The 23,540-nt window shown below is 39.2% G+C and carries 21 protein-coding genes; 7 read left to right on the forward strand and 14 right to left on the reverse strand.

Features of this window, described 5'->3' with window-relative positions; translation table 11 throughout:
• Nucleotides 1-108: 108 nt before the first annotated feature.
• From lpxK to H561_RS0116340, 5 genes are all read left to right on the forward strand, one after another.
• Nucleotides 109-1,134, forward strand: a complete 1,026-nt coding sequence (lpxK, locus tag H561_RS0116320; RefSeq protein ID WP_027387994.1) for a tetraacyldisaccharide 4'-kinase — start codon at nt 109-111, stop codon at nt 1,132-1,134.
• Nucleotides 1,118-1,942, forward strand: a complete 825-nt coding sequence (locus H561_RS0116325) for a purine-nucleoside phosphorylase (protein ID WP_027387995.1) — start codon at nt 1,118-1,120, stop codon at nt 1,940-1,942. Before lpxK ends, H561_RS0116325 begins: the two co-directional genes overlap by 17 nt.
• Nucleotides 1,943-2,032: 90 nt before the next feature.
• Nucleotides 2,033-2,548 carry a TlpA family protein disulfide reductase gene (locus tag H561_RS0116330; RefSeq protein WP_027387996.1) on the forward strand — a complete coding sequence of 172 codons (516 nt, stop codon included), beginning with the start codon at nt 2,033-2,035 and terminating at the stop codon, nt 2,546-2,548.
• Between the two features lie 114 nt (nt 2,549-2,662).
• Complete coding sequence (gene dinB / locus H561_RS0116335; protein ID WP_027387997.1) at nt 2,663-3,757, forward strand: DNA polymerase IV; 1,095 nt, start codon at nt 2,663-2,665, stop codon at nt 3,755-3,757.
• Nucleotides 3,758-3,803: 46 nt separating this feature from the next.
• Entirely contained in the window at nt 3,804-5,276 is a 1,473-nt protein-coding gene (locus tag H561_RS0116340; protein ID WP_027387998.1) for an alpha-amylase, read from the forward strand.
• Nucleotides 5,277-5,401: 125 nt separating this feature from the next.
• On the opposite strand, the gene H561_RS0116345 is transcribed toward H561_RS0116340, so the two are convergent.
• Together H561_RS0116345 and H561_RS0116350 are read right to left on the reverse strand one after the other, a co-directional pair.
• On the reverse strand, nt 5,402-6,730 hold the full coding sequence (locus H561_RS0116345) for a carboxylesterase family protein (protein ID WP_027387999.1): 1,329 nt from the start codon (nt 6,728-6,730) through the stop codon (nt 5,402-5,404).
• Nucleotides 6,731-6,819: 89 nt separating this feature from the next.
• Nucleotides 6,820-7,722, reverse strand: a complete 903-nt coding sequence (locus tag H561_RS0116350; RefSeq protein ID WP_027388000.1) for a helix-turn-helix domain-containing protein — start codon at nt 7,720-7,722, stop codon at nt 6,820-6,822.
• Between the two features lie 160 nt (nt 7,723-7,882).
• Here H561_RS0116350 and H561_RS0116355 point away from each other — a divergent pair, with 160 nt between their 5' ends.
• Nucleotides 7,883-8,938, forward strand: a complete 1,056-nt coding sequence (locus tag H561_RS0116355) for an NAD(P)-dependent alcohol dehydrogenase (protein ID WP_027388001.1) — start codon at nt 7,883-7,885, stop codon at nt 8,936-8,938.
• Between the two features lie 80 nt (nt 8,939-9,018).
• On the opposite strand, the gene H561_RS0116360 is transcribed toward H561_RS0116355, so the two are convergent.
• Entirely contained in the window at nt 9,019-9,381 is a 363-nt protein-coding gene (locus H561_RS0116360; protein WP_027388002.1) for a winged helix-turn-helix transcriptional regulator, read from the reverse strand.
• 82 nt (nt 9,382-9,463) lie between these two features.
• Here H561_RS0116360 and H561_RS0116365 point away from each other — a divergent pair, with 82 nt between their 5' ends.
• A complete protein-coding gene (locus H561_RS0116365; protein WP_027388003.1) occupies nt 9,464-10,360 on the forward strand; it encodes an NAD(P)H-binding protein in 897 nt (298 codons plus the stop codon).
• An 84-nt stretch (nt 10,361-10,444) separates the two neighbouring features.
• Here the strand turns inward: H561_RS0116365 and H561_RS0116370 are convergent, their stop codons facing one another.
• The 11 genes from H561_RS0116370 to rpoC form a co-directional block, all read right to left on the reverse strand.
• Nucleotides 10,445-11,728 carry an alkaline phosphatase family protein gene (locus H561_RS0116370; RefSeq protein WP_027388004.1) on the reverse strand — a complete coding sequence of 428 codons (1,284 nt, stop codon included), beginning with the start codon at nt 11,726-11,728 and terminating at the stop codon, nt 10,445-10,447.
• A 135-nt stretch (nt 11,729-11,863) separates the two neighbouring features.
• A complete protein-coding gene (locus H561_RS0116375; protein ID WP_027388005.1) occupies nt 11,864-12,619 on the reverse strand; it encodes a T9SS type A sorting domain-containing protein in 756 nt (251 codons plus the stop codon).
• A 3-nt stretch (nt 12,620-12,622) separates the two neighbouring features.
• Nucleotides 12,623-13,150 carry an ankyrin repeat domain-containing protein gene (locus H561_RS0116380; RefSeq protein WP_027388006.1) on the reverse strand — a complete coding sequence of 176 codons (528 nt, stop codon included), beginning with the start codon at nt 13,148-13,150 and terminating at the stop codon, nt 12,623-12,625.
• A complete protein-coding gene (locus H561_RS0116385) occupies nt 13,147-13,692 on the reverse strand; it encodes a YceI family protein (protein WP_027388007.1) in 546 nt (181 codons plus the stop codon). Before H561_RS0116385 ends, H561_RS0116380 begins: the two co-directional genes overlap by 4 nt.
• A 10-nt stretch (nt 13,693-13,702) precedes the next feature.
• Entirely contained in the window at nt 13,703-14,053 is a 351-nt protein-coding gene (locus tag H561_RS0116390; protein ID WP_027388008.1) for a c-type cytochrome, read from the reverse strand.
• A 2-nt stretch (nt 14,054-14,055) separates the two neighbouring features.
• The gene (locus H561_RS0116395) at nt 14,056-14,901 is read right to left on the reverse strand and encodes a DUF5777 family beta-barrel protein (RefSeq protein ID WP_027388009.1); all 846 of its coding nucleotides are present in this window, start codon (nt 14,899-14,901) and stop codon (nt 14,056-14,058) included.
• Between the two features lie 270 nt (nt 14,902-15,171).
• The gene (locus tag H561_RS0116400) at nt 15,172-17,034 is read right to left on the reverse strand and encodes a hypothetical protein (RefSeq protein WP_155845818.1); all 1,863 of its coding nucleotides are present in this window, start codon (nt 17,032-17,034) and stop codon (nt 15,172-15,174) included.
• 36 nt (nt 17,035-17,070) lie between these two features.
• Nucleotides 17,071-17,868 (reverse strand): T9SS type A sorting domain-containing protein, encoded by a 798-nt coding sequence (locus H561_RS0116405; RefSeq protein ID WP_027388011.1) that lies wholly within the window; start codon nt 17,866-17,868, stop codon nt 17,071-17,073.
• Nucleotides 17,869-18,019: 151 nt separating this feature from the next.
• Nucleotides 18,020-18,682: a Crp/Fnr family transcriptional regulator gene (locus tag H561_RS0116410; RefSeq protein ID WP_228372293.1), complete on the reverse strand. Its 663-nt coding sequence runs from the start codon at nt 18,680-18,682 to the stop codon at nt 18,020-18,022.
• Nucleotides 18,683-18,842: 160 nt separating this feature from the next.
• Nucleotides 18,843-19,151: a DUF3467 domain-containing protein gene (locus H561_RS0116415; protein ID WP_027388013.1), complete on the reverse strand. Its 309-nt coding sequence runs from the start codon at nt 19,149-19,151 to the stop codon at nt 18,843-18,845.
• A gap of 86 nt (nt 19,152-19,237) precedes the next feature.
• A complete protein-coding gene (gene rpoC / locus H561_RS0116420; protein WP_027388014.1) occupies nt 19,238-23,503 on the reverse strand; it encodes a DNA-directed RNA polymerase subunit beta' in 4,266 nt (1,421 codons plus the stop codon).
• Between the last annotated feature and the right edge of the window lie 37 nt (nt 23,504-23,540).

The following is a 23,540-nucleotide window of genomic DNA, read 5'->3' on the forward strand; positions in this document are numbered from 1 at the left end:
AAAAATATCCAATTAATCATCATCATGCATATTATTTTTTAAATAATTATATAAAATCATCTACCATAACCAGCCAAATCCCTGTTAAAATTCTTATTTTTGTAAGGTATGAAAAGATGGTATCTCTATCCTTTTTCTTTGGGCTATCACATGGTAACGGGCATCCGGAACACCCTGTATGACCTGAGGATTTTTAAATCAACATCATTTAAAACCCCGATCATCTGCGTCGGGAACCTTTCCGTAGGCGGAAGCGGGAAATCGCCGATGGTGATGTACCTTGCCCAGTTTTTAGCCAAACGTTACAGAACAGGAGTACTTTCCAGAGGATACGGGAGGCTGACCAAAGGCTATTCGGTTACCAATTATGAAAGCAACTATAAAACCGTGGGCGACGAAGCCATGCAGCTTTTTGAACGTTTTAAAAACCGTTTCGTCATTGCCGTCTCGGAAGAAAGGGTACCGGGAGCCAAAAAAGTAATTGAAGAAATGGATCTTGATGTATTGGTACTGGATGATGCCATGCAGCACAGGGCTATCAGTCCGGGATTCAATATCATGATGACGGATTTTAATGACCCTTATTTCAGAGACCACCTTCTGCCTGCCGGCGACCTCAGGGAATCAAGGGGCGGTGTAAAGCGGGCGAATATTATCATGGTCAGCAAATGTCCTGATGAACTGACGGAGGAAACTAAGCAGTACTATATTTCGAGAATCCGGCCGGACCGTACCCAAAAAGTATTCTTCTCCTCCATCGGCTACGACGAGAATGTTTACGGAAGAGAGAAAATGCTTCCCGACAACAACCTGAACTACTATGACATCCTTTTAATTACAGGCATTGCCAATCCGAAACCCCTGCTTACCCATCTTGCCAAGTTTTCACAAAGGGTAAAGCATTTGAAATTCAGGGACCATCACAATTTTTCCGATGCAGACATTAAGGAGATTATTGCGGAATATAAAAAGCTAGGGGAGTATAAATTAATCTTGACGACCGAAAAAGACTATGTCCGTTTGAAAAGTTTTGATTACCTCAGGGATCTGGTTTATTACTGGCCGATCAATGTGATTATTGATAAAAAAGAAGAATTCAACCAAATCATCCTGGATTATGTTAGAAAAAATTAAGCAGACCGCAAATTTTATTGAAAACATCATTAAGGACAGCCCTGATTTTGCCATTGTTTTAGGTTCCGGGCTCGGAAAGCTGCAGGATGAGGTGGAAGCCATCCATATCCTGGAATACGGAGATATTCCTAACTTCCCGCAGACCACCGTTGCCGGCCATAGCGGAAAACTGATCTACGGAATACTGGAAGGCAAAAAAGTGCTGATGATGAGCGGCCGTTTTCATTACTATGAAGGCCATTCGATGGAAACCGTTGTGTTCCCGATCAGGGTTTTTCATTTGCTGGGCATTAAAAACTTGATTCTTTCCAACGCTTCAGGCGGGGTAAATCCAAATTACCATATTGCTGATATTGCGATTGTGAAGGACCACATCAACATGATGCCAGAACATCCGCTCCGGGGCAGGAACATTGATGCTTTTGGTCCGCGTTTTGTCGATATGAGCGAGCCTTACAACAGAAACATGATTTCGGTAGCGGAACAGGTGGCTGCTGAAAAAAATGTTAAAACCCATCAGGGTATTTATGTGGCCTTACAGGGCCCGACTTTTGAAACCCCTGCAGAATATGGAATGATCAAAGCCATCGGCGGAGATATGGTCGGGATGAGCACGGTTCCTGAAGTGATCGTTGCCAGACACATGAAAATGGATGTCTTCTGTATTTCAGTAATTACCGATCTGGGCGGGCCGGATATTGCATTTTCCGTTTCCCATGAAGAAGTACTGAATGCCGCCAATAAAGCCATGCCTGATGTAATTGCTTTGGTGAAAGGCATGGTAAAAAGATATCAGCCTCTTTCATAGAAATCTTCAATCCCTTCAATTTTAATTAATTCATCCGAAATCATTTCCAATTACATTCCATTGTTTAGATTTGCATAAATGAAACTGAATATGAAAAAGTTATTGTTATTTTTAATGATGGGGATTTTCGGACTGAGCTGCTCACAGCAGACCCCAAAAGTTCTAAAGACAGGTTTTTCCAAAGAAGCCCTAAACCAAAAGCTGGAAGATGAAGAAGGAAAAAGCATATCCATCCAGCAGATTCTGGACCAGCATAAAGGAAAAGTAGTCGTCATTGATTTTTGGGCCGGCTGGTGCAGAGACTGTCTTAAAGCCCTTCCGAAAGCCAAGGAACTGGAAGAACATAATAAGAATGTCGATTTTATATTCCTATCCCTGGACCGTTCAAAAGAAGGTTTTGAGAGAAGCATGGACCGGTTTGAAATGAAGGATAAAGAAAATTACTGGTTTGCCACAGGCTGGGAAAATGATTTCAATAAATATGTAGACCTGAACTGGATCCCTAGATATATGGTCATCGATCAGAAATCCGCTATTGCCAAATACTACGCCATTTCGCCGGAAGACCCGGAAATTCAAAATACAATTGATCAGCTTTTGAAATAGCAAATAATTAACGACTTAAGAAATGAATGCATACGTTCGGAATTTCCAGGTCTTGAATTTCTGTTTCTTTTGTTTCCAGACAAAATAAAATTTAGGAATCCATATCTTTGCGATATGGATTCTCCTTTTCCGGTACGCAAAATTATTCATGTCGATATGGATGCATTTTATGCTTCCGTAGAGCAGCATGACGATCCTTCATTAAAGGGAAAAGCAATTGCCGTAGGCGGGCAGCACCGTGGCGTGGTAGCTGCAGCCAGCTATGAAGCCAGGAAATTCGGTGTCCGTTCTGCCATGCCCAGCAAAACTGCGAAACAAAAATGTCCGGACCTGATTTTCGTATCTCCCCGCTTTCCTCGGTACAAAGAAATCTCCAGGCAGATCCGTGAAATATTTTATGAATACACTGATCTGGTGGAGCCGCTGTCTTTGGATGAAGCCTACCTTGACGTTACCGAAAATAAAAAAGGAATAGAATCCGCCAACCAGATTGCAAGGGAAATCCGCCAGAAGATTTTCGAACAGACCGGATTAACGGCTTCGGCAGGTATTTCCGTCAATAAGTTTTTAGCCAAAGTCGCTTCAGACATCAATAAGCCTAACGGGCAGAAAACCATTCATCCCGATAAACTGGAAGGCTTTCTGGAAGAACTGCCTGTTGAAAAATTTTACGGCGTGGGAAAGGTGACTGCCAATAAAATGTTCAGCTTAGGGATTTATAAAGGAAAAGACCTGAAGAAAAGATCGGTTGAAGACCTTACAAGAATATTCGGAAAATCGGGAGCCTACTACTATAATGTAGTCCGCGGGATCCATACTTCCGAAGTGAAACCTCATCGCATCCAGAAGAGCGTAGCGGTGGAACGCACCTTTCTGGAAGATCTTTTTGACGAGCAGCAGATCAATGAAAAACTCCAAAGTTTAAGTGAAGAACTGCATACCCGCCTGCAGAAAAACAATATTCAGGGAAGGTCGTTAACGTTAAAAATCAAATACAAAGACTTTTCACTTTTTACCAGAAGCATCACCAGAGAAACCTATTTCTCTTTACCGGAACACTACTTCAATACCGGAAAAAAACTGTGGGAGCTCCGCCCTTTTGATAAACCTGTCCGCCTGTTGGGATTATCCCTCTCCCATCTTAATACAGAGGAAAAAAAACTGGTTTCCGTCCAGCTAAAAATCCCGTTTTCCGAGTTTGAGGATTGATGGTCTGATTTTTTCACTATAGGGTAAGAACCAATTTTTACAATTTATGAATGAAACGATGATCCAGTATTTCCACTGGTACATAGAAGAAGGCGGGACGCTGTGGAAACAGGCAGAAAAAGAAGCAGGTTATTTAGCAGAACTGGGAATTACGTCCGTATGGTTCCCGCCCGCTTATAAGGCGGCAGGCGGCAAACATTCTGTAGGTTATGATACTTATGACCTTTTTGACCTCGGAGAATTTGACCAGAAAGAAACCATAGCCACAAAATACGGAACCAAGGAAGATTATCTCAATGCCATTAAAGCGCTTAAAGACCGTGATATCAAGGTGATCGTAGATATTGTCCTTAACCACAAAGGAGGCGGTGATGAACTGGAGACATTCAAAGTCGTAAAAGTAGATGAAGAAGACCGTGATAAAATCATCTCTGATGAATTTGATATCCAGTCGTATACAAAGTTTAATTTTCCGGGAAGGAATAAAAAATATTCAGATTTTGAGTGGAATTTTACCTGTTTCAGCGGTGTGGATTATGCCGAAGGCATGGATACCCATATTTATAAAATCAAATCTGAATACGGTGACGGCTGGGAAGAAATGATTGATGATGAAAAAGGGAATTATGATTACCTGATGTTCAATGATATCGAACACAGAAACCCCCATGTTCGCGAAGAGCTTAACCACTGGGCGAAATGGTATTTTGACCAGACTGATTTCGACGGTGTAAGGCTGGATGCCGTGAAGCACATTTCTTATGATTTTTATAAAGAATGGCTAACCCTGTTGCGCTCCAATGCCGGTAAAAATATTTTTGCCGTAGGGGAATACTGGGCTCCGGGACGCTTACCTCTGCTTCAGAAATACATTGACGTTACTGAAGGTTGTATGAGTCTTTTTGATAGTTCCTTACATCATAATTTCCACAATGCATCGAATGAAGGAAATTCGTATGATATGAGAAGAATTTTTGATGAAACCCTGACGAAGCAGGATCCGATACATTCGGTAACACTGGTAGACAATCATGACACACAGCCCTTACAAGATCTGGAAGCTCCTGTGGAAACATGGTTCAAGCCATTGGCGTATGCATTGATTTTATTGAGAAAGGACGGGTATCCGTGTGTATTTTATCCTGACCTGTACGGAGCCCATTATGTGGATAAAGACAGGGAAGGTAACGATCAGGAAATATTCCTGGATAAAGTGGACGGCATTGAAGAATTGCTGAAAGCCCGCAAGAATTACGCATATGGTGAACAAAAAGACTATTTTGAGGATGCCAACTGTCTGGGCTGGGTCCGTGAAGGAGATGATGAACATTCCGGTTGCGCTGTAGTATTGAGCAACAAAGATGCCTATAAAAAGCCCATGGAAATGGGTGAAAAATATATCGGGAAAACTTTCTATGATATATTGGGAAGAACTGAAGATAAGGTATCCATCGATGAAAACGGTTGGGGAACCTTTCCCGTTCCGGCAGGAAATGTAAGTGTGTGGATCGCTGAATAAATATTTACGAAATTATACCTGTAATTTTGTCATTCTGCAGGAGCCTGATCATTAGATTTGGGTTTCCTCAGAGTGACAAATTTGTTTTATTCCTCTATCTATTTATTCCAATGGCTTATTTTAAACTAAACTTTTCGGAGATTAAGTATTTCCGGCCTTTCCGAGTCATCCTGTATATGGCCGGTCCTAGCGAATTCTGCCCAGAGGGCACGAAGATTCCTGCCGTTTTCAAAAACAGATTCCCAGGGAATATCTTTGAGGAGTTCCGAATGTTTCCATGCAGATTCATTGGCAAAAATGAGTGGCAGGTCTACACAGTGTGAAGCTCCGATGTAATTGTTTTTAAGTTTTGAATGAATTTTAAAAAGATAGATATTTCCGCCTCCGGCTGCATAATTTTCCGAAAAGATACGGGCCGGTTTTTCATAGATGGATTTTGTGGTAGAGCGGACAATACGGTTCAGAATCATGTCATTTAAATATGTATAAATTCCCTGTTTCGCCGTTTTAACATAAAATGCCTTCTCATCATGATTCGAACCTATTAAGATATCATATTTCCAGGCATTTTCTTTCCATCTTTCAAGGCTTTCTTCTTCTCTGCATAAGGGAGGATGACCATATTGAGTACAAAACGGCATGGCTGTTTTCAATCCGTATTTCCTGAAAGAAGGTAAAAGATTCACATAGCCTTCCACCATTTTCAAAGGATCCGGCTCATCTTTCAGCTTTTGTGTTTTCAGGAAGAACTCACGGGACATTTTTTGCCTGTTAAGCCTGAACCCCAGCGGCGCACTGTGAATAATTGCCCGGTGAAACAGGCCTTCAATGCCTTCGGAAATCATCAGATGGGCAATGGCATCACCTCCGGAAGACTGTCCGAAAAGGGTGACATTCCCGGGGTCTCCTCCAAAGCCCCGGATATTTTTCTGGATCCACCGTAAAGCTTCCATGATATCAAATAGCCCGAGGTTTGCCGGCCTGGCTTCATCACCTCCCAAAAACCCGAACAGTCCCAAACGGTAAGAAACCGAAACCACAATAATATTCTGTTCTTTTACCCATACCGACGGATCAGAGGTCGGGAGGTCACCACACCCGACTTCATACGAACCGCCGTGGATCCAGACGATAACCGGAAGTTTCTCATCTTCATTAAATTTTTCAGGACGTGTGATGGTTAAAAACTGTGTTGATTCATCAGGCTCAAACCGATTGATTTTTGTTTTCTGGACCAGCCTTTCCAGAAGCGGACTGATATTCTGAGGACAAACCGGAATCTTATCTCTTATTTCTTCTGACTCAACGAATTGCAGAAGGACAGGCATTCCAAACCTTTCAGAGCGTGCATAACGGATACTTCCGGACCTGATAACCCCATTTTCTTTTAGTGCAGAAATGTTTCCGAAAGGAGTCTGAAAAGTATGGGTTCCAATAGTTTGTTTTGGGATCATGCAAAAAAATCAAATTTATTTATCAATTAAATTTAATATTTTTTGATTTTCAAAACAATGGATATATATAAATTGTAACTGTGAAATTTTTAGTTTAACGATTTATATTCACTGGGGGACACCCCTGTCTTGCTCTTGAACAGTCTTGTAAAATGCTGCGGATATTTAAAGCCCAGATCATAGGAAATTTCGCTGATCGATTTTGTATGATTAAAAATATGATCTTTTGCTGTATCGATCAGTTTGTTATGAATAAATTCCTGTGCCGAAATTCCGAGTTCCTTTTTGATTAAATCCCCGAAATAGTTGGCGGACAGGTTAAGCTGCTCTGCAAAATAATTGACCATTGGCAAACCGATGTTTTTCGGATTATCAGATTTCAGATATTCATCCACCAGCTTATCGAATTTCCCGATATATCCCTGGTTAATATGGTCCCTGGTAATGAACTGGCGGTCATAAAAGCGCATACAGTAATTCAGGAACAATTCGATATTATTGACGATTAATGACTTGCTGTGCTTATCAATGGTCTGTTCCAGTTCATGTTTGATATTTTTAAAACATTCTAAAATAATTGCTCTTTCCTTTTCGGAAAGATGCAAAGCTTCATGGACTTCATAAGAAAAGAAATTATATTCTTTGATATTTTTGCCGAGATTAGTCCCTTTCAGTAAATCCGGATGAAATACCAATGCAAAACCGGCGGGCTGAATGTAAGTTTCTGCATTATAAATTCCGTAGGTCTGCCCAGGCGCAATAAAAACCAGGGTGCCTTCCTGGTAATCATAGCTATGTTTCCCGTACTGCATATCGCCGCACATCACATCTTTCAGAAAAACGGTATAAAAACCGAATGTTCTTCTGAACTGGCAGATAGGATCAGATTTAGAAAAATCGATTATGCTTACCAATGGATGCATGGTTTCATGATTAAGCAATTTATTGTATTCCGAAACACTTTTATAGATCTCGACCTGCTGATTTTCCATGAAGTATATTTTTATGACCTTTCAAAAGTACTACTTTCTGTACCGACAATACATAATGTCGGTAAAATTGGTACATCTTTCCGTAATTTGTATAAGTATTGCTATTAATAAACTATCGATTTTTGTTATCAAAGAAATACCAACTAAAATTAAATAAAAAATGAGCACATTTACAGTAAAGGCTTACGGAACAGAATCCAAAACTGCAGATCTGGAGGCCATGACCATTGAAAGAAGAACAGTAACCCCTAAAGACGTAGAGATTGAAATCCTGTACTGCGGGGTCTGCCATTCGGATCTCCACACCGCGAGAAATGACTGGGGCGGGTCCATGTATCCTGTAGTTCCTGGACATGAAATTGTAGGCCGGATTACCCATGTGGGAAGCGAAGTTTCCAAATTCAAAGTCGGAGACTTGGCTGCGGTCGGTTGTATGGTAGATTCATGCGGACATTGCGAAAGCTGCAGGCACGATCTGGAACAGTACTGCCAAAACGGATTTACAGGGACATATAACGGAAAAGACAAACATCTCGGAGGACAAACATTCGGAGGATATTCTGAAAAAGTAGTTGTTGACGAAGGTTTTGTTTTAAGCGTTCCTGAAAACTTAGACCTGGCAGCAGTGGCTCCTCTTCTTTGTGCGGGGATTACCACCTGGTCACCTTTAAAGCACTGGAATGTGGGTCCGGATTCCAAAGTTGCAGTTGTAGGCTTGGGAGGTTTGGGACACATGGCAATCAAACTGGCCAAAGGTCTGGGTGCTGAGGTTACTTTATTCTCAAGAACTCCGGGAAAAACGGATGATGCCAAAAAACTGGGAGCCGATCACGTGGTCATCTCTACCGATGAATCTCAGATGAAGTCGGTGACAGGTAAATTTGATGTCATTATTGATACCGTCCCTTATGAGCACGACATCAATCCCTACATGCAGACGGTTGCGCTGAACGGGACTTTGGTTTTGGTAGGCTTTGTCGGTCAGTTTGAAGAAACCAAGCCAAGCACCGTACCGATGATTTTCCAGCGCCGTTCTGTTGCAGGTTCGTTAATTGGCGGCATTGCTGAAACCCAGGAAATGCTTGATTTCTGCGGTGAACATAATATTGTTTCTGATATTGAACTGATTAAAATGGATGAGATTAACCATGCGTATGAAAGAATGCTGAAAAGTGATGTGAAATACCGTTTCGTGGTGGATATGAAATCCTTATAAAAATTTGTTTATAAAAAATACTCTTCGTTTTGAAGAGTATTTTTTATTTAATTATATTCAGAAATATCAGGATCGTAACATTACGGATGTTGCTGTCCCATATCTTCATAGGCCCAATCTGCCATTGCATCAATTACCGGAGCCAGCTTTAAGCCTGCGCCACTCAGTTTATAGGTAACGTACGGAGGTACAACAGGTTTTGCCGTTCTGATGATCAGCCCGTCGCTTTCCAGCTGTTTCAAATGCTGAATAAGCATCTTTTCCGTTACTTTAGGAATCGCCCTTTTGAGTTCGCTGTATCTTTTCTCTCCCGTAGAAAGGTTAAACAAAATAACCGGTTTCCAAAAACCGGAAATTCTTTCCATAACATACATTACGGGACACTGGTCCAGCAAATGTTTCCTGTTTTCCTGAATGGTAGAGTTTTCCTTGATTGCCGTCATATCGATACATACTTTAGGGTAAGTACTTGTATAAAAGTAAGTACAAATATAACTTTGTTCACGGAAACAAACAACAATTATTATGAAAATCATCATTACAGGTTCTTTAGGGAACGTTGCCAAACCATTGGCTCAACAATTAATTTCGGAAGGCCATGACATTACTGTGATCAGCAGCAGTGAACATAAAAAAAATGAAATCGAATCTTTGGGAGCGAAGGCTGCCATCGGATCTATTACTGATGTGAATTTTCTGGTTAAAACCTTTGAAGGTGCCGATGCTGTATTTGCCATGACTCCACCAATCATGGGTGAGACCCATATTGTAGAAAATACAGTGAACGCAGGAAAAAACTATGCTGAGGCCATTGCAAAAACAAGAATAAAAAGGGTTGTCATGCTAAGCAGTGTAGGGGCTGATTCCCAGGTTGAAAACGGTCCGATTAAAGGACTTCATCATATTGAAAAATTATATCATGAGTTGGAAAATGCTTCCGTTACTTTTTTAAGGGCAGGTTATTTCTACATTAATTTATTCAATGATATTCCCATGATTAAAAACGCAGGAATTATCGGCGGAAACTATCCTCCTGAGGCTGAAATTCCTCTGGTACACCCAATAGATATTGCCAAAGCTGCCGCTGAAGAACTGGTAAAAACATCTTTTGACCAGAACATCCGTTATGCAGTTACCGATTATCGCAAAGCAGAAGCATTGTCTAAAGTATTAGGCTCTGCTATCGGACATCCTGATTTACCCTGGTTTGAATTTACAGACCAGCAGGCTTTTGAAGGCATGCTGCAGGCCGGGCTCCCAGAAGAAATGGCTACACTGTATGCGGAAATGGGAAGAGGCATCAGAACGGGTATTATACAGAAAGATTTTATACAATCCGGTTCGCCGGTTTCCGAAGGGACAAAACTGGAAGATTTTGCAAAGGAATTTAAGGATAAGTTCCAGGAATCTGTCTCAAAATAAAGATCTGAATTCAGGGCCTTATAAAAAGTTTCGGCGCACCTTTGGTGCGCCGAAACTTTATCTGAAATCTGAAACTTACTTCAGTTATTTTTCCTCTTTCAATATTTTTTTCAGCACTTTTAATTTCCCGTCAATGGGATGGTTAACCGACAAGCCCAGAATTTCAGCGACTAAAGGATAAACATTGATATTCTCAAATTCATCAATGACCAGATTATTCTTCAATTCAGGGCCCCAGGCAAAGAAAACGGCTTTCATTTCAGGAACGAGTTTCGGATTATAGCCATGTTTTCCCACAGAGGTTTTTTTGTCTTTTTCTAAAAATATTTTCGGAGCTTCGGGTATTAACAAAATCTGTCCGATTCTGTTATATCGGTCATCTTTTGTCCTGAAGTGAAGATATCCAGGCAGTTTTTTATCAAGATATACTTTATAATTATCTTTTTTACTGGTTTTCAGTTCTTTGTAAACACTTTTAACCTCAGCAGGATTTTTAACATACACTCTCAGCAACGTCTGTGAATTATAAAAATCAAATCTTTTTTTATCAAAAAGTATCGCCGGAATTTCCAATGGAGATCCGCCGTCAACCTTTATCATCCCGTGATCGGAAACAAAAATAAAATTTACATTTTTCAGCCCTAAATCATTTACCTTCTGAACCAGTTCCCCTATTGCTTTATCCACTAAATGGACGGCATCTTCAGTCTCTTTTGAATCCGGACCGAAATGGTGTCCGCTTCCATCAACTTCAGGAAAATAAAGAGAGATGAAATGAGGTCTTTTTTCATCAGGCAATTTCAGCCAGTTCACTACTTTTTCAACTTTATCCGAAGGGGTAAATTTCTCGTGATAAGGATAATAATAGGTAGGCCTTGTGCCTCCTGCATTACTGGCAGACCCTACCCACATTAGGGATGCTGAAAGCATTTCCTGCTGTTCAGCCAGCGCCCAAAGCGGAACTCCGCCGTACCAGCTTCCGTCTTCAGCATTTTCCCTGTCGTTCATTGCATAGCCTTCTTTTCTCTTATAATCGTAAAAAAAATTATCAATCAGACCGTGATGGGAAGGGTAAAGACCGGTGATCAATGTCCAGTGGTTCGGGAATGTAATACTCGGGTAGCTTGGAAGCATGGCTTTGGCACGAACACCTTCATCAGAAAATTTTAAAAGGTTTTCAGCATGGTATTTCTCAGCATAATCATACCGGAAACCATCTGTGGAAATCATAATGACATACGGTTTTGCCTGTGCTTCAATATGGTTATACCTGTTTGGAATAACTACCTGAGCAGTGTCCGTACTTCCTTTTTGAGCCGGAACCATTAATGAAAAAATCAACAGTAAGAATAGTAACCCCTGCTTCATTATTTAAAATTTATACAAAGGTACCTGCTGAATCCGGGAGCGGAAAATTTAACAGGTTAAAAAATCATTAAAAGTATGACTAGAAATATTCATCAATAAAAAAGCCGCTTTTCAGCGGCTTCCATTCAATTTAAATTATTCTTTAATCAGCTGCTCAAAAGAAGCTGACCCGTCTTTTAACTTAATTTCCAGGTAATAATTTCCGGATTTCAGATCAGAAATATTGATCTCTTTTCCGTCTGTTTGTATGGTCTTCACTTTTCTTCCTGTAGATTCGTAAATATCAATAGATTTTACTTTATCTGCATTTTTGAAATTCACCATTTCTTTTGCAGGATTCGGATAAAAAATAATATTGTTCTTCTGTGCAGCCACTTCATCAGTTGCCAGAACAGATCCCATGGTAAGGGTTGCATAGCCCCTATTTGCTGCACCGTGATAACCTGATGAAAGGTCCGTTGCAGGACCTTTTGAAAAGAAAATATTGATTATTCCTGATGCATTCGGAATTAGGAAGTCTCCGCTCCCGCCTGTAAGAGACCTTGTGGCTACAATTGTTCTTACACCGCCTGCTGTAGTATTGGATGTTTGTGTCCAGTCTTGGGATGAATCAGCAGAAGGTGTTACTCCTACTCCTCCAAATGTATAGTCTCTGTTAGCCGAAGAATTATAAATAAATCCATCTGCGCCGTTGGCCATTCCACTGTTTCCGAAACCTATACCAAGGTAAGATGTATCTGCACCAGTCAACGTTATTGTAACTTGAGTTGGTGAAGTCACCAATTTTACAGTCATTCCGGTCGATCCCAGAGTTACTGTTCCTGATGAGAAAAACTGTGCTCCCAGGGAAGTTGCCAGGACCATTGATGTTAATAGTAAAACTTTTTTCATATGTTAATTTTTTAAGAGATTAATAATTTCTGTATTTTTTGTCTGCAAGGCATATTCAAAAGGAGTCATGCCCTGTGCATCTTTTATCGTTTTATCGGCGTTGTGCTTCAATAATAACTCAACCAATTCTTTATTGCCAAATTTCACAGCCCAGAATAAAGGGGTTGCTCCTGTAGCATCAGCAATATTCGGATCAGGATTCCTATTTAACAGATGCTCTGTCAGAGCTTTATTGTATTTTACCGAAAGCCCGGCCAACGCAGTTCCTTCCTGGCTTTTGTAATTGACATCCTTCACATGATCTATCAAAAAATCAGCTACTTCCACATTGCCTTTGTAGCATGCCAGAATAAGCGGCGAAAAACCGTTTTCATTGGTCTGGTTGATGACATCCGGATTCTTTTTCATCATATCTTTTGCTTCAGCCACAGTTCCGGCACGGGCAACATCAAATATCGATTTTGCTTTTTCCTGAGCATACATTGTTGTAAAACTCAGAAAAACACCCATTATTACAATCAGCTTTTTCATTGTTTTGACAGTACATAATTATATTGAACGTTTACACTTTCAGCAACTTTTTTCATTACCATTTTCGGGATGGTTACTTTATAATCTGCTGCTTTTGCGACAAAATTTCCCTGCATATAAATTTTCCCGTCTTTAGAATAAATTGCAGCTACCGAAGTCACAGCTTTATCCACTCCATGAAAGTTCAACGTTCCCTGAACGGTATATTTTTGAGGTGAAGCAGAAAGTTTAGTTTTATCAAAATTTACAATCTTACCTGTGAATGTTGTTTTAGGATATTTCCCTGTTTCTGCATAACTCTCGTTGAAATGTTCTTCCATTAACTTGGTCTTAAAATGGAAATTTTTAACAATAGAAACCGATGCAAAATCTCCGGTATCAGCATTAATGACAGCTACATTGTTGTCATCCTGCGCAAAAACATCTTCGAATAAAGGTATAGATGCTTCGAACGTTACTTTTCCTGTTTTAGACAAATATTTCTGTGCAAAAACAAAATTGGTAAAAAGTAACGAAACAATAAATAATACTAGCTTTTTCATATTAATTCTTTTAATTTTCGGTAAGCCCATCGGCTTTCCATTTTGTGAAAATATTAATTTGTGATGGCGATAAACTTCCACCTTGAGGCATTTTCTGAGGATCTCCGGTTGGCCTTCCTATTCTGTCTATAATCTTGTCGATATTATTTTTCACCTGATTGTAGCTCGTCCATGGCTGAAACGAAGCCGCACCTCCAGGCGCATGACAACTAATACAATTGGCATCAATAATAGGTTTTACATCTTTGGTATAGGTTACCTGCTCCGGAATAGGAGTATTATCTGAGATTTCTTCATAAGTTCTGCTTTCACAGGCAACCAATACAATCGCCGATAAAATGATGTACATATACTTTTTCATAATTAAAAAACTCTATAAAGATTAAACCCGAAGAAAATCTGTCCCTTTTCCCACTTGCCTGTAGCATTCGTAAGGTATCCGATATCTGAATTGATCTGGGAATTTGTAAATAATAACTGGAACACATGTCCCCCGGTTTCTATATCCATCCCTAAAGACAAAGGGTTTTTATAGAAACTGTGGTTATCGAAATTCACAAAATATTCTGCATTAATGGATATTCTTTTTGAAATCTTATACCTTCCGCCGAGGCCGGTCAGAAACTGGTTATTATCTTCTATTTTTGGTTCATAGAGATTTTTATGAACATAAGACGGCGTAAGCTGCAATGAAAAATTATCATTGAATCGTCTGGAAATCAAAGCCTGTGTAAGATAAGAAAGTCTGTCCCCGAATTTAAGATGCGGATAATTGTCTTTGCTGAGGTCTGTATTAACCGCTATAACGTTATATCCGACTACATCTACCGGAAAGTTTTCGCTTTGCTTTACCAGCCTGTACTTGGTACCGCCCTCAAAAGTTTTAAGATTGGTTTCTCTGGAAAAGTTTAATGAAAGCCAGTCTGTAGCACCGTAAATAACACCCAGTTTAGTAGAAGCGTCATCCAATCCGAAGAAATCTTTAAATCCTTTGCTGACATCCCCGAAACGGTGCGCTACAACAATGTACCATTCATTTTCTGCAGAAAGTTTTGTAGATTGTCCTGTAACAATCTGCAATGCCTTAAAGGCAGGCTGGGAAGTCTCGGTAGTTTTTGTTTGAACAGTGTCAATATCTTTCAACAGGTCTTCCTGGGCAAAGGAGAGAACTGATGTAAGTATTGACAAAAATAAGAGAGTTTTTGTCATACACATTATTAATAAAATTAGTACAACAAACTTATAGACTTAAAGGGTTAAAATCGTGTGATAAAAGTCACCGGCCGAATTGTTTTTTAATTATGAAATATAATAAAGAGAAATCATCTCATTATAACGGTATAGACCAGGTTTTATTTTTCGAAGTTATTTTTAAAGACACAGTAATTTAAATAAAAAGGCCATCTGTACAGGTTGTAAGACGGCCTCATTATTATTATTATTATTATTATTATTATTATTATTATTATTTCTCAGTTTTTAAGGAACAAGAGGATTACTGTTAAAAATATGACTGATTGATGAAAGTTCAGGACTTAGTTGTGCTGAAGAACCTGCTGAATGACATCCAAAGCAGTTGGTTCTGGGATCGCTATTCACATTTTGAAATTGTGAATATGTTTCCATAGTGGTGTTGGATAACTGGTTTGTTCCCGCGTGTGTAAAATCTGTTGCAGAAATATTCCAGGTTGAGCCTATATGAAAGTATTTTTTTCTGATATCATTTCCTATAAGTCTTGCGTTAACATCATTATTTCCTGCAATAACCTGAGCATTGCTTCTGTCTTCAGTTAATCCGACAAAAGATGATTTAAAACCGAAAGGTTTGGTTCGCTGAGTATCACTCCCGCTTATCGTAAAAGGAGATATTGCATTAATATCAACATCATTCATTTGCATATGAGAAACATTAAAAGATGTTGCAGTAGCGGAAGAAAATAACCAAGCTGTACCTGTTCCGAAGTTTGTATCAGCAGCTACAGATGTAATTCCGTTATTAGAATTCCTATAATTATATGCTCTGTTGGGAGAATTATTAATATGTTCTATCGACCCCCATATCATTTCAGGATGTCCCGCTACACTTCCTACGATATGCATACCTACCAAAGCAACAATAGCTATCTTTGTTCCGTTTCTGGTCCAAACATTTGTTGATGTTTGTGTATAATTCGGGATTGTGGCTCTCACTGTTATATAGTCTTGAGGGTTGGGTAGATTAGTAGTTTCTATCCACGATGTTTTTAATTCCATGGCAAGAGAATTTGGTTCAATTATAGGAATATTTTTTGTTGCGGCGTAAGCAATTATGGCATTCAACTCTGTCTGAGTAGTAGGAAATCTTGCTGTAGCTGGTAAAACCCCATTCTTTACCATTGTTAAGAAAACAGCGAAAACATCATTTACCATTGAATTGTAGTAGATCAGAGATCCATTTTTAGCCATTAAAACATCACCAGTCGCTTGTCCCTGATCTGACACAATGATAGTAATAACACCATTTATTCTGGCAATAAATACATCTTTTAGTAAATCGGTTTTAAACTGCTGTACAGTACTATTCTCATTTAATGGTTTTGAATAAATAAGTTTTGGCTCATTAATTATCTGAGCACTAGTATCAAAAAAAGCAACTTTTTCATTAACTATTTTAACATATTTTATTTCTTTTTGATTATTCCCATCCATTATTAATTTATTACCATTATTAGAAATCGGAGCTCTATCTAGATCAAATATTTTTTTTGTTTCTTTTTCAAAAATTACCGGTAATTTATTTTCTCCATTTGATGTTCCTTTGATATCAAAGGTCATATCAGTACCTACATCTAGGCTTTTAAATGATTGTTCAGGATTAGTAGAGGACTTTAAAAAAAATGATTTACATGTATGCTTTTTTAAAGTTCTTAAACCTGTAACCGGATCTGCAGTAGTTACATCATAAAACTCTGGAGAATTAAATACGAAGCCATTACAGCTACCATACCCGCCAGTAGAAGGCGTCGGTGATAAAAGCCACAGGAACATTTGTTCTGTCCATCTGTAAAAGTTCAGATTTATAAATGCATTCGTAGGATTTGACGAGTGTAAGGCCACCGGATTAGGAGCAGAATCATTAAAGGTTAAACCATTTGCCGGTTTTACAAACACATTCTCAACGGGCGTTACTCCGGTAGGTAACCAGTTATCAAATTCCGACTGAGGAACTATATTTCCTGTATCCATTGCATTTAACGGCATAACCGTAGCTTTGAACCCCTGATAAATATCTGAGGTTTTCATAAAGTTATAAGTTATTAAAATGGAAGCAGCAAAAGAGATTGTAAATAATATCTTTTTCATAATTTCATAGTTATTAGTTAGTTAATGGTTGCTTTATTAGTTTTTTATTAATTTATGCGTGGTAACCTGTTTGTCGGTATATATTTTTACATAATAAACTCCCGGAAGCTGCTTGCTTAAATCAATGTATGTGTTCTTAGATATCTTTTCCAATTTAATAACTCTGTCTCCCTTTGCATCAAAGACCTCACAGTTAAAGCTATCGGTATCTGCCATAATCTGGAATACGTTTTTCGTTGGATTTGGATATAATATATCTTTTTTATAGCTTAAGCTTTTTTGTACATCGTTTTTTGCTTTAAATATGGTCACATCGTCCAAAACTATAGGGTTGGCACTATCCGTTTTATATTGTGTTGAAACAAATCTTATAACCGATTTGCTATTTTTAGAATAATCTGTTAAAGGAATTTGTATTTTCTCCTGTCCGTCATTTTTATTGGCATTGAGAGTTAAAAGTTTTTGCCATTTTCCTTTTTCATCAAGAAGTTCGACCGATAAAGTATTGTCTGTCCCATTTTCTTTTTTCTTCTGCAAATAAAGAAATTCCAATACTATATTGCCTTTTGATAAATCAATTGGTTGCGTGCTTAATGACGTTGAGACAGGACGAGTAGCGAGACCGTTAAAAAAAACGGCACTATTTTTACCTTTTAAGGGAGAATCTACTCCTATTGCGGAAATTCCGAAATCAATCCAGGTAGTCTCCTGATCGATAAAATCTTGTGTAAATTTACCTGGAAAGCCATCTTCAAAGTTCTCTTCAAAAATGGTCTCCTGTGCATCTAAAAGTGAAAAAGATGCCATTATAGACAATAGAATTGTTTTTTTCATGATATATTAGTTTAAAATATTTCAAATATTTAATTTGATAATTATATCACAAACTTAAAGAATTATATATTCATAATTATGTGATAAATGTCACCGATTAAATTGTTTTTATCAATTAACCATCTGAAATAATTAAAACTTTATATATATATCATAATTTTCTTACTAAATCATCAACGGGAATTTTTATACCTTCTTTAGTCTGAATAAGCTCGCCTTCATTTTCCATCTTTTTTATTACTCTGCTGACCACTTCCCGGGAAGTTCCAAGATTGCTGGCAATTTCTCTGTGTGTAAGCTTAACCGGGTTACTTCCTATAGCAGAAATCTGCTGTTTAATATAGTTCAGAACCCTTTTGTCCAGTTTGTGGAAAACAGCGTCATTCACCATATTCATTACATCTGAGAATCTTTTGTCATATTCATGATAAAAAACCCTGTTGATTTCAGGAAACCTGATCAGCCATTCGTGAACCACGGAAATAGGAATCAGTATCACTTCAGAGTTTTCTTCCGCAACGGCATAGATGCGGCTTATACAGTCTGTGAAAATAGATGAAAAGGTCATCAGGCAGCTGTCATTTGCTTTTATGTAATAATAAATAAGTTCCCTACCATCGTTTAAAGTAAAAACCCTGATAGAACCTTTTGTCAGAAAGGGAATGAACTTGTTTTTCTGCCCGTCTCTTACGATTTCGGTTTTTGCTTTGATCTCGGTAAGCATCGCATGCTGATCAAACTCATTCAGAAAATCAGCTCCTAAAAAGCCGAATTTATTTAGAATAAACTGATTATTTACCATATCCTTTGTCATTATTTAATAACAAAGATATACAATTGTGAAGTTTGTATATTATTTTTTTAATCTATCAAAGATATTTAAGCCCATACAAAAATTTAATCTTTGTCTGTATCACTCTTAATAAAAAATGCCTCAGTTTTCACTGAGGCATCCTTATTTATGTAAGAAAATCTTAAGCATTTACATTGTTCCCTCCTAAAACGAAAGGCTCAACTTCTTTGATTTCTCCGAACTGCTGCTCATAGTTAGTAATGTTCTGTTGAAGAGCAGTAAGTACTCTTTTAGCATGAAGTGGAGCAAGAATTACTCTTGAACGCACATTCGCCTGCTGTACACCCGGCATTAACTGGATGAAATCTACTACAAACTCAGACGGAGAGTGGTTTACTAACGCAAGGTTACAGTAAACTCCTGATGCTACCATCTCGTTCAGTTGGATGTTGATGTTGTTTGGATCGTTGTTTTGATTCTGGTTGTCCATTGTATAAATTATATTTTTTGAAAATGAAATTTGAGATTGTGAAAGTATAAAAATAAATTCAAACCTCAAATTTCAAATTATTAATTTTAGTTAAGATCTTCGAATTCTTTTTTAGAACCCACGATCACATTCTGATATTCTTTAAGACCTGTACCTGCAGGGATTCTGTGTCCTACAATTACATTTTCCTTAAGACCGCTTAAGAAATCTATCTTACCGGCAACTGCCGCCTCGTTAAGAACCTTGGTGGTTTCCTGGAATGATGCTGCAGACATGAATGACTTCGTCTGAAGGGCTGCTCTCGTAATCCCTTGCAATACAGGAGTTGCTGTAGCAGGCAAAGCTTCTCTTACTTCAACCAAAGCCTGATCTTCACGCTTCAACTTAGAGTTTTCGTCTCTTAATTCTCTTGCTGTAATCATCTGACCCGGTTTGAATTCTTTCGAATCTCCCGCTTCAGTAACTACTTTAAGACCGAATACTCTGTTATTTTCTTCCAAGAAATCAAACTTATGCTCCAAAGCACCTTCAAGGAACTGAGTATCACCTCCGTCAACGATAGATACTTTCGTCATCATCTGTCTTACGATAATTTCGAAGTGCTTATCATCAATTTTTACTCCCTGAAGTCGGTACACTTCCTGAATTTCATTTACCAGATATTCCTGAACTGCCGTTGGACCTTTAATTCTCAGGATATCATCCGGAGTGATAGATCCGTCAGAAAGCGGCGAACCGGCTCTTACGAAGTCATTCTCTTGAACAAGGATCTGGTTGGATAATTTAACTAGGTAAATTTTTCTTTCACCCGTTTTAGCCTCCACGATTAATTCACGGTTACCTCTTTTGATTTTTCCGTAAGAAACCACCCCGTCGATTTCTGTAACCACTGCCGGGTTGGAAGGGTTTCTTGCTTCGAACAATTCGGTAACTCTCGGAAGACCTCCGGTGATATCCCCTGCTTTTGCAGATTTTCTCGGGATTTTGATCAAGACTTTACCAGCCTTGATTTTCTCACCATCGTTTACCATTAAGTGGGCTCCTACCGGTAAGTTGTATGCTTTCTGCTCAACTCCTTTAGAATCTACCACTTTTAAAGTAGGTACGGCTTTCTTATTTCTGGATTCAGAGATTACTTTCTCTTCAAATCCGGTCTGTTCGTCAATCTCTAGCTGGAATGAAATACCCTGGATGATATCTTCATATTCTACCTTACCGGCAGTTTCTGCAATGATAACCGCGTTATACGGATCCCATCTACAGATCACATCTCCTTTATTTACTTTATCGCCTGGTTTTACAGCCAATATGGAACCGTAAGGGACGTTAGCGATCATTAACGGAGTTCTGGACTCATTATCAGCCACCAATCTGAATTCTGTAGAACGGGAAACCACCACTTCAGCCGTATTTCCGCTTTCATCTTCAGAAGTAATGGTTCTTACTTCGTCCATTTCAACGATACCGTCTCTTCTTGCAACAATCGATGGATTTTCTGATACGTTACCTGCAGTACCCCCCTGGTGGAAAGTTCTCAACGTAAGCTGAGTTCCCGGTTCCCCGATGGACTGTGCTGCAATTACACCTACCGCTTCACCCATGTGGATTACTTTACCGGTGGCTAAGTTTCTACCGTAACATTTCGCACAGATTCCTTTCTTAGCTTCACAGGTCAACGGTGAACGAACTTCCACCGATTCCAATGCCGCTTCTTCAATTCTCTTGGCTAATGCTTCGTTGATTACCTGATCCGCTTCAGTGATTAATTCATCACTTTCAGGATCATAAATATTATGAAGAGAAACCCTACCTAAGATTCTTTCAGAGATTCTTTCAACAATCTCGTCATTTTTCTTAAGCGCAGTTACCTCTGTACCTCTTAAAGTTCCGCAGTCTGCTTCTGTAACGATAACATCCTGAGCAACGTCTACCAATCTTCTCGTTAAGTAACCGGCATCGGCCGTCTTAAGAGCGGTATCCGCAAGACCTTTACGGGCACCGTGGGTAGAGATAAAGTATTCTAAGATGGAAAGGCCTTCCTTAAAGTTTGCAAGGATCGGGTTTTCGATGATTTCCGCACCGGTAGATCCGGCTTTCTGCGGTTTTGCCATCAAACCTCTCATCCCTGACAACTGACGGATCTGTTCCTTAGAACCCCTTGCTCCGGAGTCAAGCATCATATATACAGAATTGAATCCACCCTGGTCAACTTTCATTCTGCTCATGATCATTTCAGTTAATCCTGCGTTGGTGTTTGTCCAAACGTCAATTACCTGATTGTAACGTTCCGTATCCGTAATAAGACCCATGTTATAGTTGGCTCTGATTTCGTCTACCGTTTCAATAGAGGTCGCAATCATTTTCTTTTTCTCAACAGGAACTACAATGTCACCTAATGAGAACGAAAGCCCTCCTTTGAATGCGTTTGAATACCCTAAGTCTTTCATTGCATCCAGGAACTTCACTGTGGTAGGGAAATCGGTATCCGCTAAAACTCTACCGATAACGTTTCTTAATGATTTCTTAGTTAATAGTTCATTAATATACCCTGACTTTTTAGGTACAATCTGGTTGAACAGGATTCTCCCCACAGAAGTTTCGATCAGTCTTGTGACGATCTCCCCTTCTTCTTTTACCGGAAGACGGCATCTTACCTTGGCATTTAAAGAAACCCTGCCTTCAGCATAAGCGATTTCCGCTTCTTCAGGAGAATAGAATGTAAGGCCTTCACCTTTCACTTTCACATCATCTGTAGAGCTTAATTCTTTGGTCATGAAATAAAGACCAAGAACCATGTCCTGAGAAGGTACGGTGATCGGAGAACCGTTTGCCGGGTTCAGGATATTCTGAGAACCTAACATCAGTAACTGTGCTTCAAGGATTGCTTCAGGACCTAATGGTAAGTGTACCGCCATCTGGTCACCGTCGAAATCGGCATTAAAGGCTGTTGTTACCAACGGGTGAAGCTGGATTGCTTTCCCTTCGATCATCTTAGGCTGGAATGCCTGGATCCCCAGTCTGTGAAGCGTAGGTGCTCTGTTCAGAAGAACAGGGTGACCTTTCATCACGTTTTCAAGGATATCATATACTACAGGCTCTTTCCTGTCAATAATTCTCTTTGCAGATTTTACTGTTTTTACAATCCCTCTTTCAATCAGTTTTCTGATGATAAACGGTTTGTAAAGCTCAGCAGCCATATCTTTAGGGATACCGCATTCGTGAAGCTGTAAGTTCGGACCTACAACAATTACCGAACGCGCCGAGTAATCTACCCTTTTCCCCAATAAGTTCTGACGGAAACGACCCTGCTTACCTTTCAATGAATCTGAAAGTGATTTCAACGGTCTGTTAGACTCAGATTTTACGGCTGAAGATTTTCTTGTATTATCAAATAATGAATCTACTGATTCCTGAAGCATACGCTTCTCGTTTCTTAAGATTACTTCCGGAGCTTTGATCTCCAGTAATCTTTTCAAACGGTTATTTCTGATAATTACCCTTCTGTAAAGGTCATTTAAATCGGAAGTGGCGAAACGTCCACCATCCAACGGAACCAATGGTCTCAATTCCGGTGGTATAACCGGAAGCACACGCATAATCATCCATTCCGGCTTATTGATCATTCTTGTATTGGCACCTCTCAATGCTTCTACAACGTTCAGTCTTTTTAAAGCCTCCGTTCTTCTTTGTTTTGAACCTTCGTTGTGTGCTTTGTGTCTTAAATCGAAAGACAGTGCATCAAGGTCGATTCTCTTCAACAATTCCTCAACGGCTTCAGCACCCATTTTGGCGATAAATTTGTTCGGATCGGAATCATCAAGATACTGGTTTTCAACCGGAAGCGTTTCCATGATGTCAAGGTATTCCTCTTCTGTCAGGAATTCCATGTTATCAAAGTCGGATCCGTCTAATTTCTTAGCAATCCCCTGCTGAATCACTACATACCTTTCGTAATAGATGATCATATCCAATTTCTTGGAAGGGATCCCTAAAAGATATCCGATTTTATTCGGCAATGAACGGAAATACCAGATGTGCGCGATAGGAACGACCAGGTTAATATGCCCGATTCTTTCCCTTCTTACCTTTTTCTCGGTAACTTCTACTCCACAACGGTCACAAACAATCCCCTTGTAACGAATTCTCTTGTATTTTCCACAAGCACATTCGTAATCTTTGATAGGACCGAAGATCTTTTCACAGAACAAACCATCCCTTTCAGGCTTGTGTGTTCTGTAGTTAATGGTTTCCGGTTTTAAAACCTCTCCTCTTGAGTCCTGAAGAATGGACTCCGGAGAAGCTAAACCGATGGTTATTTTATTAAATCTACTTGATTTATTTTTATTTGACATTTTTTAGATTTTAGATTTTGGATTATAAATTTTGGAT

The organism is Chryseobacterium gregarium DSM 19109, assembly GCF_000430845.1.
Taxonomy (GTDB): Bacteria; Bacteroidota; Bacteroidia; order Flavobacteriales; family Weeksellaceae; genus Chryseobacterium; species Chryseobacterium gregarium.

Excerpts from the sequence above, each read along its gene's own strand:
- lpxK (WP_027387994.1), top strand. The coding sequence starts at position 109 with ATGAAAAGATGGTATCTCTATCCTTTTTCTTTGGGCTATCACATGGTA.
- H561_RS0116325 (WP_027387995.1), top strand. The coding sequence starts at position 1,118 with ATGTTAGAAAAAATTAAGCAGACCGCAAATTTTATTGAAAACATCATT.
- H561_RS0116330 (WP_027387996.1), top strand. The coding sequence starts at position 2,033 with ATGAAAAAGTTATTGTTATTTTTAATGATGGGGATTTTCGGACTGAGC.
- dinB (WP_027387997.1), top strand. The coding sequence starts at position 2,663 with ATGGATTCTCCTTTTCCGGTACGCAAAATTATTCATGTCGATATGGAT.
- H561_RS0116340 (WP_027387998.1), top strand. The coding sequence starts at position 3,804 with ATGAATGAAACGATGATCCAGTATTTCCACTGGTACATAGAAGAAGGC.
- H561_RS0116345 (WP_027387999.1), bottom strand. The coding sequence starts at position 6,730 with ATGATCCCAAAACAAACTATTGGAACCCATACTTTTCAGACTCCTTTC.
- H561_RS0116350 (WP_027388000.1), bottom strand. The coding sequence starts at position 7,722 with ATGGAAAATCAGCAGGTCGAGATCTATAAAAGTGTTTCGGAATACAAT.
- H561_RS0116355 (WP_027388001.1), top strand. The coding sequence starts at position 7,883 with ATGAGCACATTTACAGTAAAGGCTTACGGAACAGAATCCAAAACTGCA.
- H561_RS0116360 (WP_027388002.1), bottom strand. The coding sequence starts at position 9,381 with ATGACGGCAATCAAGGAAAACTCTACCATTCAGGAAAACAGGAAACAT.
- H561_RS0116365 (WP_027388003.1), top strand. The coding sequence starts at position 9,464 with ATGAAAATCATCATTACAGGTTCTTTAGGGAACGTTGCCAAACCATTG.
- H561_RS0116370 (WP_027388004.1), bottom strand. The coding sequence starts at position 11,728 with ATGAAGCAGGGGTTACTATTCTTACTGTTGATTTTTTCATTAATGGTT.
- H561_RS0116375 (WP_027388005.1), bottom strand. The coding sequence starts at position 12,619 with ATGAAAAAAGTTTTACTATTAACATCAATGGTCCTGGCAACTTCCCTG.
- H561_RS0116380 (WP_027388006.1), bottom strand. The coding sequence starts at position 13,150 with ATGAAAAAGCTGATTGTAATAATGGGTGTTTTTCTGAGTTTTACAACA.
- H561_RS0116385 (WP_027388007.1), bottom strand. The coding sequence starts at position 13,692 with ATGAAAAAGCTAGTATTATTTATTGTTTCGTTACTTTTTACCAATTTT.
- H561_RS0116390 (WP_027388008.1), bottom strand. The coding sequence starts at position 14,053 with ATGAAAAAGTATATGTACATCATTTTATCGGCGATTGTATTGGTTGCC.
- H561_RS0116395 (WP_027388009.1), bottom strand. The coding sequence starts at position 14,901 with ATGACAAAAACTCTCTTATTTTTGTCAATACTTACATCAGTTCTCTCC.
- H561_RS0116400 (WP_155845818.1), bottom strand. The coding sequence starts at position 17,034 with ATGAAAAAGATATTATTTACAATCTCTTTTGCTGCTTCCATTTTAATA.
- H561_RS0116405 (WP_027388011.1), bottom strand. The coding sequence starts at position 17,868 with ATGAAAAAAACAATTCTATTGTCTATAATGGCATCTTTTTCACTTTTA.
- H561_RS0116410 (WP_228372293.1), bottom strand. The coding sequence starts at position 18,682 with ATGACAAAGGATATGGTAAATAATCAGTTTATTCTAAATAAATTCGGC.
- H561_RS0116415 (WP_027388013.1), bottom strand. The coding sequence starts at position 19,151 with ATGGACAACCAGAATCAAAACAACGATCCAAACAACATCAACATCCAA.
- rpoC (WP_027388014.1), bottom strand. The coding sequence starts at position 23,503 with ATGTCAAATAAAAATAAATCAAGTAGATTTAATAAAATAACCATCGGT.